The 17099-nt window shown below is 57.2% G+C and carries 7 protein-coding genes and 2 pseudogenes; 8 read left to right on the top strand and 1 reads right to left on the bottom strand.

The window, feature by feature from the left end; all coding sequences use genetic code 11:
* Positions 1 to 463: 463 nt before the first annotated feature.
* Positions 464 to 1269: pseudogene (locus GV832_RS18940) on the top strand (IS3 family transposase); the annotation flags it as partial.
* Positions 1270 to 1480: 211 nt separating this feature from the next.
* Here the strand turns inward: GV832_RS18940 and GV832_RS18935 are convergent.
* The gene (locus GV832_RS18935) at positions 1481 to 2764 is read right to left on the bottom strand and encodes an IS110 family RNA-guided transposase (RefSeq protein ID WP_168776454.1); all 1284 of its coding nucleotides are present in this window, start codon (positions 2762 to 2764) and stop codon (positions 1481 to 1483) included.
* 136 nt (positions 2765 to 2900) lie between these two features.
* Between GV832_RS18935 and GV832_RS18930 the strand changes: the two are divergent.
* The 7 genes and pseudogenes from GV832_RS18930 to dpdJ form a co-directional block, all read left to right on the top strand.
* Positions 2901 to 3248 (top strand): annotated as a pseudogene (locus GV832_RS18930) (integrase core domain-containing protein); the annotation flags it as partial.
* Positions 3249 to 3658: 410 nt separating this feature from the next.
* On the top strand, positions 3659 to 6883 hold the full coding sequence (gene dpdE, locus GV832_RS18925) for a protein DpdE (RefSeq protein ID WP_168776453.1): 3225 nt from the start codon (positions 3659 to 3661) through the stop codon (positions 6881 to 6883).
* A complete protein-coding gene (gene dpdF, locus GV832_RS18920) occupies positions 6883 to 9456 on the top strand; it encodes a protein DpdF (RefSeq protein ID WP_168776452.1) in 2574 nt (857 codons plus the stop codon). The genes dpdE and dpdF overlap by 1 nt, the downstream gene beginning before the upstream one ends.
* On the top strand, positions 9453 to 10352 hold the full coding sequence (dpdG, locus tag GV832_RS18915) for a protein DpdG (RefSeq protein ID WP_168776451.1): 900 nt from the start codon (positions 9453 to 9455) through the stop codon (positions 10350 to 10352). Before dpdF ends, dpdG begins: the two co-directional genes overlap by 4 nt.
* Positions 10352 to 13459: a protein DpdH gene (gene dpdH, locus GV832_RS18910; RefSeq protein ID WP_168776450.1), complete on the top strand. Its 3108-nt coding sequence runs from the start codon at positions 10352 to 10354 to the stop codon at positions 13457 to 13459. Before dpdG ends, dpdH begins: the two co-directional genes overlap by 1 nt.
* Positions 13456 to 14184 carry a hypothetical protein gene (locus GV832_RS18905; protein ID WP_168776449.1) on the top strand — a complete coding sequence of 243 codons (729 nt, stop codon included), beginning with the start codon at positions 13456 to 13458 and terminating at the stop codon, positions 14182 to 14184. The genes dpdH and GV832_RS18905 overlap by 4 nt, the downstream gene beginning before the upstream one ends.
* Positions 14181 to 17042 (top strand): protein DpdJ, encoded by a 2862-nt coding sequence (gene dpdJ / locus GV832_RS18900; RefSeq protein WP_168776448.1) that lies wholly within the window; start codon positions 14181 to 14183, stop codon positions 17040 to 17042. The genes GV832_RS18905 and dpdJ overlap by 4 nt, the downstream gene beginning before the upstream one ends.
* The last annotated feature ends 57 nt before the right edge of the window (positions 17043 to 17099 follow it).

Genomic DNA, 17099 nt, shown 5'->3' with positions numbered 1-17099 from the left:
ACCGGCCTCATGCTCCTTCAAAATGCCAATGATCTGGTCTTCGGTGAACCTGCTGCGCTTCATCTCTGGTCCTTTCGGTTGGGCCAGAGTCTAACTCAAACTGGATTAGCTGGAGGGGGCAACGTCATCGGGAACCGTTTTGCGTACTTCTTCGAGCCTGTTACGGCAGAGTGCCCTGGCTTGGAGCGTCGACATCATGATCTGAGCAACGCGGTTGCCGTTCGGGCCGCCGTCGCGCCCGGATATGTTGTCCGAGCGACATTTCATCACGCCGCACCCCCGACTAAATCCATCAACTTGCCGTAGTCGGTCACCACATCGTATTTCACCTGATCCGCTGAAATACGTGTGCCGATCTCGTCGAAGAACTTACGAGCGCATTCGATTTTCGTCTTCTTGACCTGCCCCCCGGAAGTTCCCTCGCCTTGATGTAGAGTCTGCTCAACCTGAAGGAGCAGACGAGATGAGGAAAAGCCGTTTCACCGAGGCGCAGATTATCGGGATGATCAAAGAGCAGGAGGCAGGTTTGCCGACATCGGAGCTTTGCCGGAAACACGGTTTGAGCCCTGCAACGTTCTACAAGCTGAAGGCCAAGTATGGCGGGATGGACCTTTCGGATGCCAATCGGCTCAAGCAGCTTGAGGCCGAGAACGCGAAGCTGAAGCGCCTCGTGGCCGATGTCATGCTGGACAATGTCGTGCTGAAGGATCTGCTGGGAAAGCCTTGACGACGCCGATGGCGCGGCGGGACGCGGTGTTGCGGGCGATGAAGGATCATCCGATCGCTCAGCGCCGGGCCTGCGTCCTGATCGGTGTCGATCCGAAGACGGTGCGGCGAAAGAGGCCGCCCGATAACCCGGAAATCCGTAAGGCGATGCACGAGATCGTCGAGAAGCGCCGTCGCTTTGGCTATCGGCGCGTCGGCATCCTGCTCGAGCGCAAGGGCATGATCATGAACGAAAAGAAGCTCTACCGGATTTACCGGGAAGAAGGCCTGTCGGTGCGGCGCCGTCGTGGCCGTAAACGGGCACGTGGCAGCCGGACGCCAATGCCGGTGCCGCTGCGGCCGAACCAGCGTTGGTCGCTGGACTTTCTGTCGGACACGTTCGGGGCCTGCCGAAAGTTCCGCATTCTGGCGGTGAACGATGATTGCTGCCGCGAAAACCTTGGCTTGATTGCCGACACCAGCATCTCCGGCGCACGGGTCGCGCGGGAATTGGACGCCCTGGTCCGGATCTATGGAAAACCCGCCTGTATCGTTTCTGACAACGTCCTAGCTTGGGAATGATTTGACGTTTTGGGCGTCAGATCACAGGGCATCCGAGCGACCGGATGCCTTTAAGATAGTTGCCCAGGCGGGCTCCGCCGTCAAGAAGTGGTCTCTCCCATAGCAAATACAGGGTCGGCCACGATGCCGCCCTCCCCGTCCCTAAGACGAGATCCGAAATCCCAAGCGGAAGGCCCAAACATTATCTACGAGGTCAGGAAGCTGCCTCCACGGCTCTACAGAGAGGGGTCCTTCCGCCTGGGCTCGTCCCCTCGAAGAAGGGACGATAGGGTTCGCCGGATTTGATCACGGCGTGAATGGTGCGGGCCATCTTTGCGGCGATGGCAGTGTAGGCCTTGCGGCGCAAATCCGGGTTGTGGCGATCTTGAGCGATGCAACGTTCGAATTTGTCCCGGAAGCTGTTCGCCTTCTTCAAGACTGCGGTCTGCCCTGCGAGCCACAATGTGCGGCGCAGGCGAGCGTTGCCATATTTGGAGATCTTGCTGCGGCCGCGGAACATGCCGGACTGGACGGTTGCCAGATCCATGCCGCAGAACTTGAGAAACTGACGGTGATGATGGAACCTGCGCAGGTCGCCGGTCTCGGCCAGAATGGTCAGAGCATTGATCGGCCCGATGCCGGGGATGGTGCGCAGCAGTTGATAATCGGCCCGATCGCCCAGCAGTTCGACCGCCCGATCTTCGATGGCATTGCGTTGCCGGATCAGGTTCCGCCCTTCAGCTAACATCATGCGGAACATCTGGATGGCGTCTGAATCCGGCGTGACAGGTAAACCAGCAAATGCCTTTGCAGTCTCGTAAATATCTGACAACAGGAGAGACTTCTCGACTTTACGTCCGACCACCTCCCATGCCGCTTGGATGAAATTCTCCTTGGTCAACGCCGATATCATGTGCGGAGAGGGGAACATCTCGAGGAACGCCAGGAACCAATCGGTGCGCGAACTGCGATGGAAACGATCGGCTTCTGGAAAGTAGAGAGGCAGGTAATGTGTCAGAATCCGGTGCCACAGCTCGGTCTTGGCCCGCGACACAGCATCATGTGTCTTGGACAATTCCTGAATGTCGTTCGTGCCGGCCATCATCGGGTCCTGAAAGATCTGCACCGCGCCGATCTGCAGCATGTGCAAGATGACTTGGGCGTCCTTCGGATCGTTCTTGTCCCAGCTGTTGTGTAGGGCCTCCCGCGTGCGGGCTAGGGCGACCGACGACACCAGCTTCAGATCGAACCCGGCGACGCCAAGATGATACATCAGCACCCGATGATAGTTGCCAGTCGCTTCAAAGCCGATCCGGACAGGCAGGCCGTATTCCCGCAAGATCGCGATCAGGCGCATGAAGTCATCGGTGCTGTTCGTGATCGTCAGGCGCCGTCGCCGCGTCTTGCCCGGAACGGCAATCAGCACCTCGTGCCGGTGCTTGGAAATGTCGATGCCTACCAGAACACGGGCATCCGAAGTATGCTCAACCTTGGCCATAGCCGGTCTCCTATGTGGTGTGGTTCGCAAAACCACCATAGAGACCCGAGACCCGGTTATGGCCGCCTGCTGTGCAACTTTGGAGGCTGCGCAGGCGGCCATAACCTTCAACGGCGCGTCATTCCCAACATGCTATGGCACCGAGTTCACCAGCAAGGCCATCCTGAGATGGGCCAGCGCCAACAAGGTGGAGTGGCACTACATCGACCCCGGCAAGCCACAGCAGAACGGCTTCATCGAGAGTTTCAACGGCAGCCTGCGCGACGAATGCCTCAACGAGGAGATCTTCGACAGCCTCGCCGATGCCCGCCGCGCCTTGGCCCTGTGGCGCTACGACTACAACCACGTCAGGCCGCATTCCTCGCTGGGCAATCAAACACCGGCAGAAGCACGCCGGGTGCTTGAGCAATCTGAGGGCTCCGCGCCCGGCGCGCTTGCCCAACCCGAAACCGACCACTATCAACCCAAAGGACTCTCGTTATGAACGAGGGACGACCGGGGGGCAGGTCAAGGCCAACGACGATTGGCAGACCTCAAGCCGTTACATGATGGTCGAGGCCTTCGCCCAGATCGACAAAGAGGAGATCGACCCCATTCTCAGCATCACAACCAAGGCCGCCTGACCATGACCTCAGGCCACCCAAGAATTTACACCAGCTTGACGGACACAACCACCGAAGGAATAATCGACGCACTCACGTTTGGGGCATGTTATCCGATTGAGAGGAAACGACTGTTGCTTCAGACTGCAAGCATCGCCTCTTGGGTGCGGGGGGCTTGAGGCAGTCGTCAAGCTGCACGCCGCAGAAAGTAGTTGCATTGCGTTGCCGACATTCGGACACGACCATGACGCCGCCGACATGATGAATTGGAATGAATTAAGAGGGGAGCAAGGTGTTTGTAGAAGCTCACGCGGGCGGTTGCCAAGGGTTAGGAATTGGCAAGTTGATCGCCCAACAAGGCTCCTCCTGCGCTGTCGAATACTTCGTTGCTCCAGGGGCGGATGCGCTCTTGCGGGAGGTCTGCAGTGCCGATCTTCGTAAAGTTGACCTTCCGTCCCAGACCCGCGTTTATCATTTCAACGCCGAGACCGGAGCTTGGGAGGTCGGGCGCCTGATCGAGGTCGTGGGCGAAGAGTATCGCTGCCGGTTTCCCAACAAGTCGGATCGCGATTTGGGCCTCGAGGAGGCTTATGTCCGCTGCAACTTACCGATTTCTGATCCCACCGACTTTCTTGCCGAGAAATTCACCGAAACGCCGCGCTTTTCAGACGGACGACGCGCCTTTGTCGAGTCGATCATCTCGCAACGCGGGGTGACCATGGGGATGTCCGCGCTGATCTCGTCGGCGATCGATTTCGAGTCCCATCAGGTGGAAGTGGTGCGCCGGATCCTGCAAGATCCGGTGCAGCGCTACATGCTCGCCGACGAGGTCGGTCTCGGCAAGACGATCGAGGCGGGAATCCTGATCCGCCAATGCGTGCTCGACCTTGGGGGGCGGACCCGTGCGCTGATCATCGTGCCGGCGGCTCTTGTTCAGCAGTGGCGACATGAACTTGACGAAAAATTCTTCTTGGGCTCGGAACTCGATGAAACGGTTCACGTCGTCGCCCTTACGGATCATGCGACGATACGGCGTCACCTGAGGCACGCCAACATGCTCGTCATCGACGAAGCGCATCATCTGACCGGGGGGCATAATGATTGCGATCGCGATCTTTATGCTTCCATCGCTGCTGCCGCGCCCGGCATCGAGCGGGTCATTCTAATGTCTGCGACGCCTGCGCTGCATAACGAGCGCGGCTTTCTGGAGATGCTGCACATTCTCGATCCGGACACCTATCCTCTCGACGACGAGGTGGGTTTTCGGCACCGCATCGCGAGCAGGCAAGTTCTTGCGCAGATCGTGGCGGAACTCGCGCCGGAAAACGTGCTCTATCTCGATCACGCGCTCGATCAGTTGGCCGATCATTTCCCTGATGATTCCCTTTTGCAGAACCATGTCGATGCTCTTCGCGATATCTCGGTCAATATGCCGGAGGAAACGGATCCGGAGTTGATCGAGGCGATCAATCGGGTGCGGGCACATATCAGCGAAGTCTACAGGTTGCATCGCCGTATTTTGCGACATCGGCGGCGCAATGTGGGCGGTTTGACGCCCGAGCGCGCCGGGTTGGAAATCTGTAATTACCACAGCCACGTTTCGGGGAGGTTGTTCGAAGTTATCGAAGCTTGGCGCAGCGAAGCGACGTTGCGATTGCAAAACGAGGCTTCGTCGGAGGCGTTTGCCGGTCTGCTGAGCCGGACGCAAGCTTGGGCCGATCCCGGAGCAGAAGACAGCGAGCGGATCTCGGCGTTATCCGTTGCCGGCGATATGGCGGCCCTGGCAACCTTGCCAACATTGCTCGGGGACGATGAGAGGATCACGGACCGGTTCCATGCGCTTGCCGAAACTCTTCGTCCTCTGCAAAGGCCAAAGCGGCAGTTCGTTGTCTTCTGTTCCGACGAACTCACAGCCGACAAGCTTGCGGCCGCGCTTTCGGCCAGCCTTGAGGTGACCGTTGATCGCCACGCCCCCGATTGCGAGGAATGGCAAGCGTTCAACCACGATTCAACTCGCCCGATCCTTGTCTGTGACCATCGCGCGGAGGAGGGGTTGAACCTGCAGGGCGGGGAGAAGATCGTGGTTCATTACGATCTGCCCTTCAGTCCCAACCGCATCGAACAAAGGCTGGGGCGCGTTGATCGCTACGGGTCGGGGAAAGCTGTCAAATCGATTGCTATCGTCTGTGCAAACAATGCGTACGAGGTTGAATGGGCGCGGTTCTTGAACGAGGCCTTGCAGGTTTTCGACCGATCAATCGCCAGTTTGCAATATGTCGTAGAAGATATGGTTCGGCACCTGGAGCAGACGTTTTTTGTCGAGGGACCGGAAGCGATAACCGATCTGATTGCGGCCAATCAGGGGGAAGCAGGTCGGATCGAACGCGAAGTCGCCGCTATAGATCAACAAGATGCGCTGGACGCGCTTGGGGAGCCCCCTTCTGACATCGTCGACGCGATTTGCGACATTGAGGGGGCGGGTGATACGATCGAGTCAGCAGTCTCGGGATGGGTCGAGACATGCCTGATGTTCGAACGTGCTGCGCTACAGGGTGAGCGCACCTCCAACGGCAGCGACAAGGCGCCGTTTTCTTATCGATATGTCACGGACGGGCGCCACACGCTGATCCCGCTCGAAGCATTCTTTCGGGATTGCGAGAAAGCGATCGAGCACTCCGAACCGTCGCGACGTCAGCCGTTGGTCCGGACCTATCCGGTGACCTTTTCGCGCAGGATCGCCTTGAAGCAAGATGCGCGGGTGCTGAAGACGCGCCTCCTGCGCTACGGGGAAACATTCACGGATGGCATGTGGCGTTTTTCCCAATTGGATGAGCGCGGCCGCTCAACGGCGCTGTGGCGCTACTTTCCCGGGCATCAGGCAGAAACGCTTGCAGATTTGTTCTTTCGCTTCGATTTCGTCGTCGAACCAGATCTTGCGGATGCGATAGAAGTTCTATCACGCGCAAGGCGCTTGACGAAGGCCGCAAAGGCCGCCCTGAGCCGCCGCGGAGATATGGCATTGCCTCCGTTCCATGAAAGCATCTGGCTCGATCAGGACCTCGCGCAGGTTACCGATCCTGCGCTTCTCGGAAAACTCGATCAGGCCTATCGTCCTGATGCGACCGGTCAGGGAGGTCGTGACTACAACCTTAATTCCGAGCGCTGGCGTTACCTTGACAGATTACGCCTTGGTCAAGTGGCTGATTGGCGGACGGTCTGCCGAAATGCACGCGCAAGAGCGGAGGCCGAGTTGCGAAATCTACCGGCCTTTATTGAGCGTTTGCGAGATGCGGAGCAACGGGCCGTGAGCGTTAACCAAGGTCGCTTGGGGCAACTTCGAGCGCGTGTCGATCGTAGAAATCTGGCCTCGGACGAGCAAGATTGGAGACTGGAGCGGGACATCGCCGAGGCTCTCACTCAAGGCATCTTGAAACCCGCCATCCGTCTTGATGCGATTACTGCCAGTTTTCTCACTGGCAGCCTGCGCGCATCTGCCATTGTTGACGGGAAGGCCTGATGAACGGTTTGGATTTCGGCACGCTGCAGGACGTTTTGGCGGACTGGCCTGAACGTCCCCTTCCCAATGCAGGTATTGACGGTGTTTTCGAACGTGTCCACAAGATACTGCTTGAGCAAAGAGTGATCCCGCGCGCGATCGTCGGAAGCGATCTGATGTCGCTTCTGCGCCATGTCCTGCGCAGGCAGTCGCTTCAATCGGGCGTACCTGCGCGTCTGCGACTCCCCCGATCGAAGGGCTGGCCTACGCGCGATCACTGGGCGCTGTTTGGAGTGCGTGCGCAGGAAGTGGGTACAGATTATTATCTGATCGAAGCCTTGCCGTGGTCACCCGACTGGCTATCGGAACCCGATACCCCGCTTTTTGAAGACGCCTTTGCGGAACGCAACGTCCGCATCGATCATCGCTGCCGCATTGATCCCTTCCTGGAAGAGGCCGCAGGGTTTGAGTTTTTCACTTCGCCAGGACAGCGTGAAGCGGTTCGTAGTGCGTTTCTACTACCTGCCGGCGAAACACTGATCGTCGAGTTGCCCACCGGTTCGGGCAAGAGTTTCGTCGCCCAGGCCCCCATCCTGGTGCGGGGCGTCGAGGGGCCGGCGACGATCTGCATCGTTCCGACCACGGCGCTGGCTCTCGATCAGGCGCGACAGACGAGCAAGATGCTGAAACGACGCTTCCCGCGCAAGGAAGTTCCACTCCTCGCGTGGCATGCCGGGCTGAGTCCGGAGCAACGACAGGCCGTGAAAACCGCGATCCGCCAAGGCACGCAAGGGATCCTTTATTGTTCGCCCGAAAGTTTCACCGGTGCGTTGCTGCCCGCCCTCTATGACGCAGCCGAAGCGGGATTGCTGGGCTATCTCGTCGTCGACGAGGCGCATCTATTGAGCCAATGGGGCGACGGTTTTCGCCCCGCCTTCCAGATGCTTGCTGGCGTTCGGCGCGGACTTCTCGCGCGCGCAGAAGGGCGGCCATTTCGTACCGTGTTGATGTCGGCGACGCTGACGCCCGAAACCATTGCAACCTTCGACACGCTTTTCGGGCCGTCTCGAAAGGTCCAGATGACGGCGTCGATGCATCTGCGACCTGAGCCCCAATACTGGATCCATCAGGAAAACGATCCTTCCGCGAAGGTCAACAAAGTTCTGGAGGCGATCCGGCAGGCACCGCGACCGGTCATCTTGTATGTCACCAAACGCGATGATGCGCAGTCCTGGCACAAGCGCCTACGAAGTGCCGGTTTCGTCCGCACGGCCTGTTTTCATGGGAATACCCCCGACGATGAGCGGGGCCATATCATCGATCAATGGGCGGAAAACGATCTCGATATTGTCGTCGCCACTTCGGCCTTCGGGGTCGGCATCGACAAGCGCGATGTCAGGACAGTTATTCATGCAACGGTTCCCGAGACGATCGACCGGTTTTATCAGGAGGTCGGTCGCGGCGGGCGAGATGGGAAGACCTCAGCTTCCCTTTTGATCTATTCTGACCAGGATCGCGACATTGCGAACAGCTTGTCTGCTCCCGCGCTGATCAGCAATGAGTTGGGTTTTGCACGATGGGATGCGATGGCGGCCTCTGCGAAGAGGCTCGATGCACTCGGTCTGTTGCTGAGCCTCGATCTGAACGTCGTCCCCGCCCACGCGCGCCAGCAAAACGACTACAACATCGCATGGAACATGCGCACTTTGATCATGATGGCTCGTGCTGGAATGATCGAAATGGAGTCGCAACCGCCTGAGACCTTAGTGCGGCAGGATGGCGAGACTGAACTGGCCTTTGAAAAGCGGACGCAAGCGTATTGGTCGCAATACTTCGAACAAACCGTCGTGCGCATCATCGAAACGGGTTCGCGCAATCAAGGATTCTTCGATGACAGAATTTCTCATGAGCGAGCAAGAGCATTCCATGCCTCGCAAACTGGCGGGCGATTGCTCGATCGACTTTTGAGCGGAACGCGAGACGTTGCCGATTTGCTGCAGGAACTCTACACCAATCGTGAAGCGGGGCGAATGATCTTGGTCTCGCGCGCCTGCGGCGGTTGCCCGGCCGGGCGTCGCATGCGCAATGACGATATTCGTTACAGCGCTCCTCCGGCGTTTGGGATCCGACGAGTCGAAACCGTCGATCACTCGGCCTTTGCCACCGCTTTTCCTCAGGTATCGACGTCCTCCCCAATCATCCTTGCCTTGCCGCAAGGCAGTGGAACAACGCAGGCCTTCGAGGCACTTTCCGCGCTGGTCTCGAATTTCGGTATCAGGGAAATCGCGCTGCCAAACGCCTTGGGCAAGTTGCCCGGCATTGCGACACTGCACCAAAAAGTCTCGGGCAGGCTTTTGCTCGTGCAATCTCTGGAGGAAGAACGGGTCTCGGGGTTTGCGGAGTACCAAATGGCACGAGCCTCGATCGTGGATGAGGAAACCTGCACAGACGTGCTCATGATGCTTGAACGACCCTTGCACGTGATCGTCACGCCTCCGTCTGTGCCCGACCCGTTCCATCCGGCGCGCAAGCTTGTCGACACAGGCAGCAATCTTCTTACCTGGGACCAATTCAGAGCAGGATACCGAGCATGAGCATTTTGAATATGGCCAGTGACGGGCGCTTCAATGTCCTGATCATCCTCGTACGCGCCTTGATCCGTTTCGGCCCAAAGCCCCGGGAAGATCTGCTCGCATCTTGCGGAGCGAAATACGAGCAGATCGAGGGGGCTTCCGCGAATACGTCGATCACGCGATGGAGTGAGTTGGGTCTTTTCGCCCGAGACGTCGAGAGCATCGCGATCGATGAGCCTTATCGAGGGCTACTTGGGAACGACCCCGATCTAGCCGAGGCGAAGTTGCCAAAGATATTGCGCGGCATTGTCCTGGCCCAGCGGAACAATGCACGTTTTTGGGAGTCAGAAGAGAACAAATCTGCCGACTTCAGCCGGGCGCTTGCCTGGCTCTTGGCGCAGGATGTCTACAGCCTCGACACGAGTTCGCATCGACCCATCAACGAGTTGGAGAGCGCTCAGATCCTGGACGAGGGGAAGCGGATGTTCCAAAACGATACCCGTTGGAATGGTGCGCGTGTGTGGGGCGCTTATCTTGGGTTTGCCCGGTCCGGAGCGAAAATCGTGATCGATCCGACGGTCGCGCTCGCTGAAAGTCTCGATGACATATTCGCGTCAGAAACCATGACAGCCAGCGATTTTGTGGGACGCGCGGCAGAGGTCTTGCCGGTTCTAGACGGGGGCGCCTACCGCAAGGAGATCGAAGAAGCCCTGCGAGACTCGAGTTGGAAAAAGCCGCCCGCCAAGCACCTGTCGACCTCGCTCTCGCGCGCGATAAAACGCCTTGCTTATGAAAACAAGATTGCCCTTGAGCAGCGCAGCGATACTGAGGATGGGGTGACTCTGCTCGGTACCGGGCAGCGAGAATGGGGGCGCATGACGCATGTGCGCCGTTTGCAGCGGTCGGGAGAGAAGTGATGGTCATCCAGTACTGGCCCGATGCCAATGCGGTGAACAGCTGCATCAAGAATGAAGCTGAGACGGCCGAAGATGCCGTGCTTCTCGCCGCGCACCAACCGATGCGAATTTTGCGGCGCGCGGAAGGCAGCGCGACCACCGAACGCGTGACTGAGCAGGATATCCTCGACGCCTTCACCACCGATAATGTGCCGGGGGGCTATGTGCTCATGCCGATTACCGGGGTTTCCGGTGCCGGCAAGTCGCATGTCATCAGGTGGCTAGATGCGCAATTGCAAAGATCTGAAAAGCGCGACCGTTATCACATCATCCGAATTCCCAAGAGCGCCAGTTTGCGCACCGTAGTCGAGTTGATCCTCGAACCGCTTAAAGGAAATCCAAAATATGCAAAGCCGTGGCAAGACCTGACCCGTGCCGTCGCTGAAGTCAATATCGCCACAGCGGTGGTTACCTTTCGCGCCCATCTTGAAAATGCGCTGAAAGCCCGGGGCGAGGAACTGCGGGCGAATTTTACGCAAGGCTCGAACTCGATACAGGATAAACAACTGATCGGTTTCGCAGGTGACTTGCCGAAACTCTTCTCTGATGCCGCGCTCGAGGAACATTTCAACCCGATCCTCGCGCGGGTTGTTGCGCGTGCGCTGAATGGACGAAACGGGGAGGTCGAAACGGCCGATACACTTTCGCGCTTCCAACTGGACGATCTGCGGCTTCCCGATACTGTTGATATCAACAGGGCAGCACAACGCGTGCGAGATTTTTATCTTCGCAACATCTCGCATTTCGATCCCAAACGCCTCGAGCCGGCACTAAAATTGCTCAACGACGCGGTCGATCCCGCCGTCAGCAACGTTTTTCAACTCGAGCAAAGCACCGGAGGGGTGACCCTGCAGGAGATCATCCTCTCGGTGCGCGAAATCCTGTTCTCGGAAGGCAAAGATTTGGTGCTCCTGGTCGAGGACTTCGCGGCCTTGGCCGGACTTCAGGATGTGCTGCTGAAAGTGAGCATTCAGGAAGGCGAGTATGAGGGCAAGAAAGTGCGTGCGACCATGCGCACCGCACTCGCGCTTACCGATGGCTATCTTTCGTTCCGCGATACGATTTTGACACGTGCCCGGCAGGAATGGATCGTCGATGGCAAGTTCCAATCCGATGACGAGGTCAAGGCGGCGGTTATTGAACTTGTCGGAGGGTATCTGAACGCCGCGCGCTGGGGCGCCGAGGAACTCAATCGCCTGTTCCGTCAACGTGGCGCCGAGAAATCGCTGACCGATTGGCTACCCGTCTGGCGAGATGAGGGGGCGTCAGAAAAGGACAGCGAGACTATCGCGGCCTTCGGGGAAACCGAAGGAGGGATCCCTCTTTTCCCGTTCAACAGATCGGTTATTGAGGCTTTTTCAGTACGCATTCTAGCTCAATCGGACAAACTCGAGTTCAACCCGCGCCGCGTCATCAACCAGATCATACGAGAGATCTTGCTGATGCGGCCTGCATTCGAAGCCAGAGAGTTTCCTCCCGAGTTTCAGGGGCACAAGCCCAACGCATCGCTTGCGGCCTGGCTAAAGCAACAGCATCTTCCCGAAAACAAGGCAAGACGCATGGCGAGTCTGCTGACGCTCTGGGGGGGCAATCCGCCTGACACGTCGGGGATTGGCGATATCCCCATTGCGGTTTTTTCGGCATTTGATCTTCCGTCCCCTAAAGACCTAGGAGTTTCGGCGCCGCGTTCGGATCGGACGAAGCCAGAGCCATTCGCGCAGATTGCCTCAACCGTCAGACCTGTATTGCGGACGGAGACGCCTGTTACCCCGAAGACCGAGAGTGCGCGTATTGCGGAAGTTCGGGCGAAGTTGGAGGAATGGGCCAATGGGATCGAACTCAGGCAGGATATATCAAATGAACTTCGAAAAAATCTGATGTCATTGTGTCTGGATGCGATCGACCTGCCTGAATTACGGCTGCGTCAATCATCAACAGCATTTCAGGCGATTACGTCTCATCAGGCGATTGGGATCCCGCAGTCACGCGGAAATGGGAGTGCGAAATATCCTATTGCAGACGATGCGTCCGATCCGGATGGTAGTTTGCGGGCGGGACTCCTAGCAGTTTTCCGATACGCCGAGAACGGGCGCAACTGGAACTATCCGGAAGCCGATGAGGATTATATCCGCAGCGCAGCTTTGGTCGATCATCTTGTTTCTCAGATCAAGTCTGACCTATTACAGAGTGCTACGAAACAACTATACCTGACCTGCAACGCTCTGATTGTCCAATCCCGTGTTGTTGGACTTGAGCCGGCGATAAGAATTTCGAAGCCTGAAGATTTGCTTTATGCCTTGCTTGAAATGCCAAAACCACGGGAGTCTCAGTCATTCGATGTGAGATGGGACAAATTGCAAAGTGCAATGTCTGGAACGATCAATGGAAAATCGGCACGGTTGCGACTTCAAGAGGCGCTTGTCGAGCGATGTGCCGCCTATCAAGGGACTGGACAAAAACCATTCTTGGTCGATATCGTTCGACTTCTTGACGCCAACTGCGAGACCTCTGTCGCCCCAGAGATGGCGGACCAATTGGGTCCCGAAATCAAACAACTTCTTCGCGAACTCGTTGAAACGACGTTAAGCAACAGCCTAACATCCGCACTCACAAAACTACGGGAGTTTAAAGAGAATGTCGCGGTTGATCTTGGAGAAGATTTCGACAAGGCCGCATTCGTTTCGGACATGACGCGTATCTGCGCGAAGGTAGTGGAAACCGGTCTTCAAGTTAACCTTCCAATTGGTCTTCCAGAATACCAGCGCAGACTTGCTGAGTTTGCCCAAAGTCCCGTCAAGAACTTGATGGACAGTGTGGAAAGAGTTCTAAATGCGGAGAAAGATCAAATTCCCAAAGCGTTGAACGCCATGGGAACACTCGACCTTGGCTTGATCGCGCGCTTTAAGGGGTTTGTCGACTATACCGGTAGTTTTCTTAAAGCCATAGAAATCGCAGCGTCGCGAGAGGAGGCAAACCGCCAATTGATCGATCCCAAAATTCCTGCGCAAGAAATTTCGCGACATCTGTCCGAACTAGCTGGAGCTGGAATTGAGGAGGTGGAGAAATGAGCCAGACACTGCCTTCCAAGGCGGCGGAACTCAAGGCGCGCATCGAGAGTCTCCACGGATTGCGCGCGAATATGGCCGAAGCTTCGGAACTGGAGGGCCTTCGCGCACAATTGGCCCCCATGACGACGAAGTATTTGGCAAACTTGGATCGCTTACGACTCCTATCGCAGTCTGGCTTGAAAGTTGTCGAACCGGCGAGTGTCGCGCGTCTGCGCAAGAGAGCAAGATCACTATTGGTAGACTTCGAAGGCAATCCGAAAGCCAGCACGTTGAAGAGTGGTCAACTCTGGGTTTCCCTTATCTCAGAGGGGGATAACGCCACTAAAGAATTGCTCGCAACCGCGAAAGAACGCTGGCTGAGCCATCGCGTGAATATTTTTGGCGGAGAAACCCCCGCAGCACTCGAAGCGAAGCTTGCAAAAACAGAATCTAACAAATCCGCCCTTCGGGATTATTGCGAAACATACAATGCCTTCAAATCGCAGTTTGATAGTGCGCCTTCTACATCCGAAACCATTCAAAGAGCAAAAGACCTTGCCAATAAACTCGAAATAATTTCACAAAGATTCGATTATTTTGTGTCGCCTGACGTGAAGGTGTTTCTTGAGGCGGTGCAATCCGTGCGGGGCGCAAGAATATCATTACTCACGGAAGATGTTATTATTTGGCTACGCGAGAACAACAGTATAGACAGTTACTGCATAAAAACGGCTGATCACTCATGAACAGCGACGAATTGGTTATTCTGAAAAGCCTTGATCGTATCGAACAGCACGAATCGCGCCTCCTGACCTGGGGATTGGTTGACGGTTTTCTCACTCGGGACGACTTGTATCACGTAATTGTTCCGGTGTTGGACGAGGTGTCACGCACCGGCGGGGTGACTTTTTTCGACGCGCATGAAGTAGCCGAAAAACTTCGCGAACGGGCATTGTTGATTGACGTTGGAACGGAGGAGGAAGAGCGCTTTCGCAGTCGCATGGCCGAAACGGTTCGACTGTTCTTTCGTCTTCGGCAACTGTTTCCGCAACACGCCGGACCTACAGCTTGGCAAATGGCTCCCACCCTTGTTGCCGATTTTCGGTTCATATGGCGGCGTCGCCGATACCCGAAGCGACACATTTCGGCTCACGATGTTCGTCAGCGTCTAGAAAATGCCACGCCAGACGCGATGGCCCGCGATGCCCTGTCGGTTTTGATTGCGAACGAGGGAAATCCCCTTGAACTGGCAAGCTTTCAACTCGACGCAGCCGAGCGCATTCTTGCTGGTTTCGCACAGCATCGCCCGATCGGTACGCTGGTCAGCGCTGGAACCGGTAGCGGCAAGACGTTGGCTTTCTATCTGCCATCGCTTTCCCGGATTGCCTCCCACATCCGACGCGACAGGTCAGATTTTCAGTGGGTGAAGGCTCTTGCCCTCTATCCCCGCAACGAGTTGCTGAAAGACCAATTCGCCGAGGTCTACTCGCAGGCCCGCAAACTTGATGCCGGTTTGCGGGAAAAGGGATGCCGAAAAATCCTGATCGGAACCTTTTTTGGTCCAACTCCGCAGGATGCTGAAAAGGCCGCGTCTCAAACCGGGTGGCGTCCTCGCAATGGGGGCGTAGCTTGTGATTATCTGCGCTGCCCGAGCGAAAACTGCCAAGGCGAGATGATCTGGCATGATGCGGATCGAAAGGCAAAGACTGAGCGCCTGGTTTGCGATACCTGCGGCTCCAAGATCGAAAGTGATGAGGTCATCCTAACGCGCGAACGTTTGGCCCGGGAATGCCCCGACATCCTGTTCACCACCACCGAGATGCTGAACCAACGTATCGGTGATAGCGCTATGCGCCATCTTTTTGGTCTCGGAGACAGATGCGCGAGACCCGTGGAAATGATGCTGCTCGATGAGGTGCATACCTACTCCGGAACGTCAGGGGCTCAAGTCGCCTATCTCTTGCGACGTTGGCGCAAGTTGCTGAACCGCCCCGTGAGTTTCGTAGGGCTGTCTGCAACGCTTGCAGACGGAGAGCGGTTCTTCGCGCGCCTGACGGGCCTGAGCGAGCAACAAACCCGTGAAATCGCGCCTCGCGCGAGTGAGATGATCGCCGAGGGCGCGGAATATTTACTCGCATTGCGAGGCGATCCAGTCTCGCGGACAGCATTGATGTCAACCACGATCCAATCGGCAATGCTGATGTCGCGCATGCTAGATTCGCCCGATCACATAGACGCAAAAGGGATCAGCACGGGCCTATGGGGCGAACGCCTCTTCATGTTTGCAGACAACCTTGACGTGATCAATCGCCTGTATTTCTCGATGCTCGATGCAGAGGGCCGCGCCAGTAACGGCAGTCCCGACATGAGGCGCCATCCGAACGGGGGGCTTGCGACACTCCGATTGCCCAATGCAAACCCGCAACGAAAGTTGCATGGTCAGGATTGGCAGGCAGCTGTCGACATCGGACATTCTTTGCAACCCGAAGATCGCAAGTCGATCGGGCGGGTCATGTCGATGGACCCGGGCGTGGATAATGGGCGAGACATTATCGTGGCAACGGCTTCCCTCGAGGTTGGCTACAACGATCCACTGGTCGGCGCGGTCATCCAGCACAAGGCCCCCAAGGATGTCGCGCAGTTTCTTCAGCGCAAAGGGCGGGCCGGGCGTCCAAGGCGCATGCGGCCTTGGACGGTGGTCATTCTGTCCGACTATGGCCGTGATCGACTTGCCTATCAGAGCTACGATCTGATGTTCGATCCCGAGGTGCCTGCGCGGACTCTGCCCGTCGCGAACCGCTATGTCGAGCGTATGCAGGCGGTCTACGCCACGCTCGATTATCTGAGCATCGGTCTGGGCAACCAAAAATGGGGAAGCGTTTGGCGTGACCTGTGCCGACCGGGTAATGGCAATCGGGACCGGCAAATGAAATTGGCCGGTCTCGTGCGCACAATTCTGACCGATGCGGAAGAACTGGAGCGCTTTAGCCTTCATCTCGAGAAAGCCCTCAAACTCGACCGCACCGAGATTGAGATGGTGCTTTGGGATCATCCGCGGCCACTGTTGACCGAAGTCCTGCCGACGGCCTTGCGGCGACTGGAGACAAACTGGGCGCGACAGGGAAGTGAGGAGCCTGAACCGTTCGTCAACAATTCTCCGCTCCCGGAGTTCGTGCCAGCAAACCTGTTCAGCGATCTCAACCTCCCGGAGGTAGAGATCCGCTTGGCGCAAAACAGGCAAGGCAAGTCCGACCCGGTCATGATGCCGATCGCGCAAGCCATGCGCGAATACGCGCCTGGGCGGGTGTCACGGCGCTACGGCATTTCGCATGCGCTTGATCGCCACTGGATCTGCCCCGATCTCGATCAGAACGCCATTCAGTTTGTGGAGTTGGATCCGCCCGAGGCGCAACGGAGGCACTACGATCTTGACCGGCTTGGGATCTGGCATATCCGGAACGAAGCGGGAAACACCGTCGTCTGCCGGTGTTCCGACCGCGAGTCATTCATGTTCAGCGTCCGGACCAGAGCATTGCCGACACCTCGAACGCTTGGTTGCGGTGGCGGGCTCAGATTGTCGTTCGGGATGCCGGACTGGTTTTGACACCTCCCAAGGGCACGACTTGGGATCGGTTCGTATCGACAATCCGGTTCTATACTC

Origin of the sequence: Stagnihabitans tardus (assembly GCF_009925085.1) — a bacterium.
In the GTDB taxonomy this organism is placed as follows: Bacteria; Pseudomonadota; Alphaproteobacteria; order Rhodobacterales; family Rhodobacteraceae; genus Stagnihabitans; species Stagnihabitans tardus.
This window is presented reverse-complemented; position numbering and strand designations above follow the sequence as displayed.

Bases quoted from the DNA above. Each gene is read 5' to 3' on its own strand.
- dpdJ (WP_168776448.1), top strand. From the start codon at position 14,181: ATGAACAGCGACGAATTGGTTATTCTGAAAAGCCTTGATCGTATCGAA.
- dpdH (WP_168776450.1), top strand. From the start codon at position 10,352: ATGGTCATCCAGTACTGGCCCGATGCCAATGCGGTGAACAGCTGCATC.
- GV832_RS18905 (WP_168776449.1), top strand. From the start codon at position 13,456: ATGAGCCAGACACTGCCTTCCAAGGCGGCGGAACTCAAGGCGCGCATC.
- GV832_RS18935 (WP_168776454.1), bottom strand. From the start codon at position 2,764: ATGGCCAAGGTTGAGCATACTTCGGATGCCCGTGTTCTGGTAGGCATC.
- dpdF (WP_168776452.1), top strand. From the start codon at position 6,883: ATGAACGGTTTGGATTTCGGCACGCTGCAGGACGTTTTGGCGGACTGG.
- dpdG (WP_168776451.1), top strand. From the start codon at position 9,453: ATGAGCATTTTGAATATGGCCAGTGACGGGCGCTTCAATGTCCTGATC.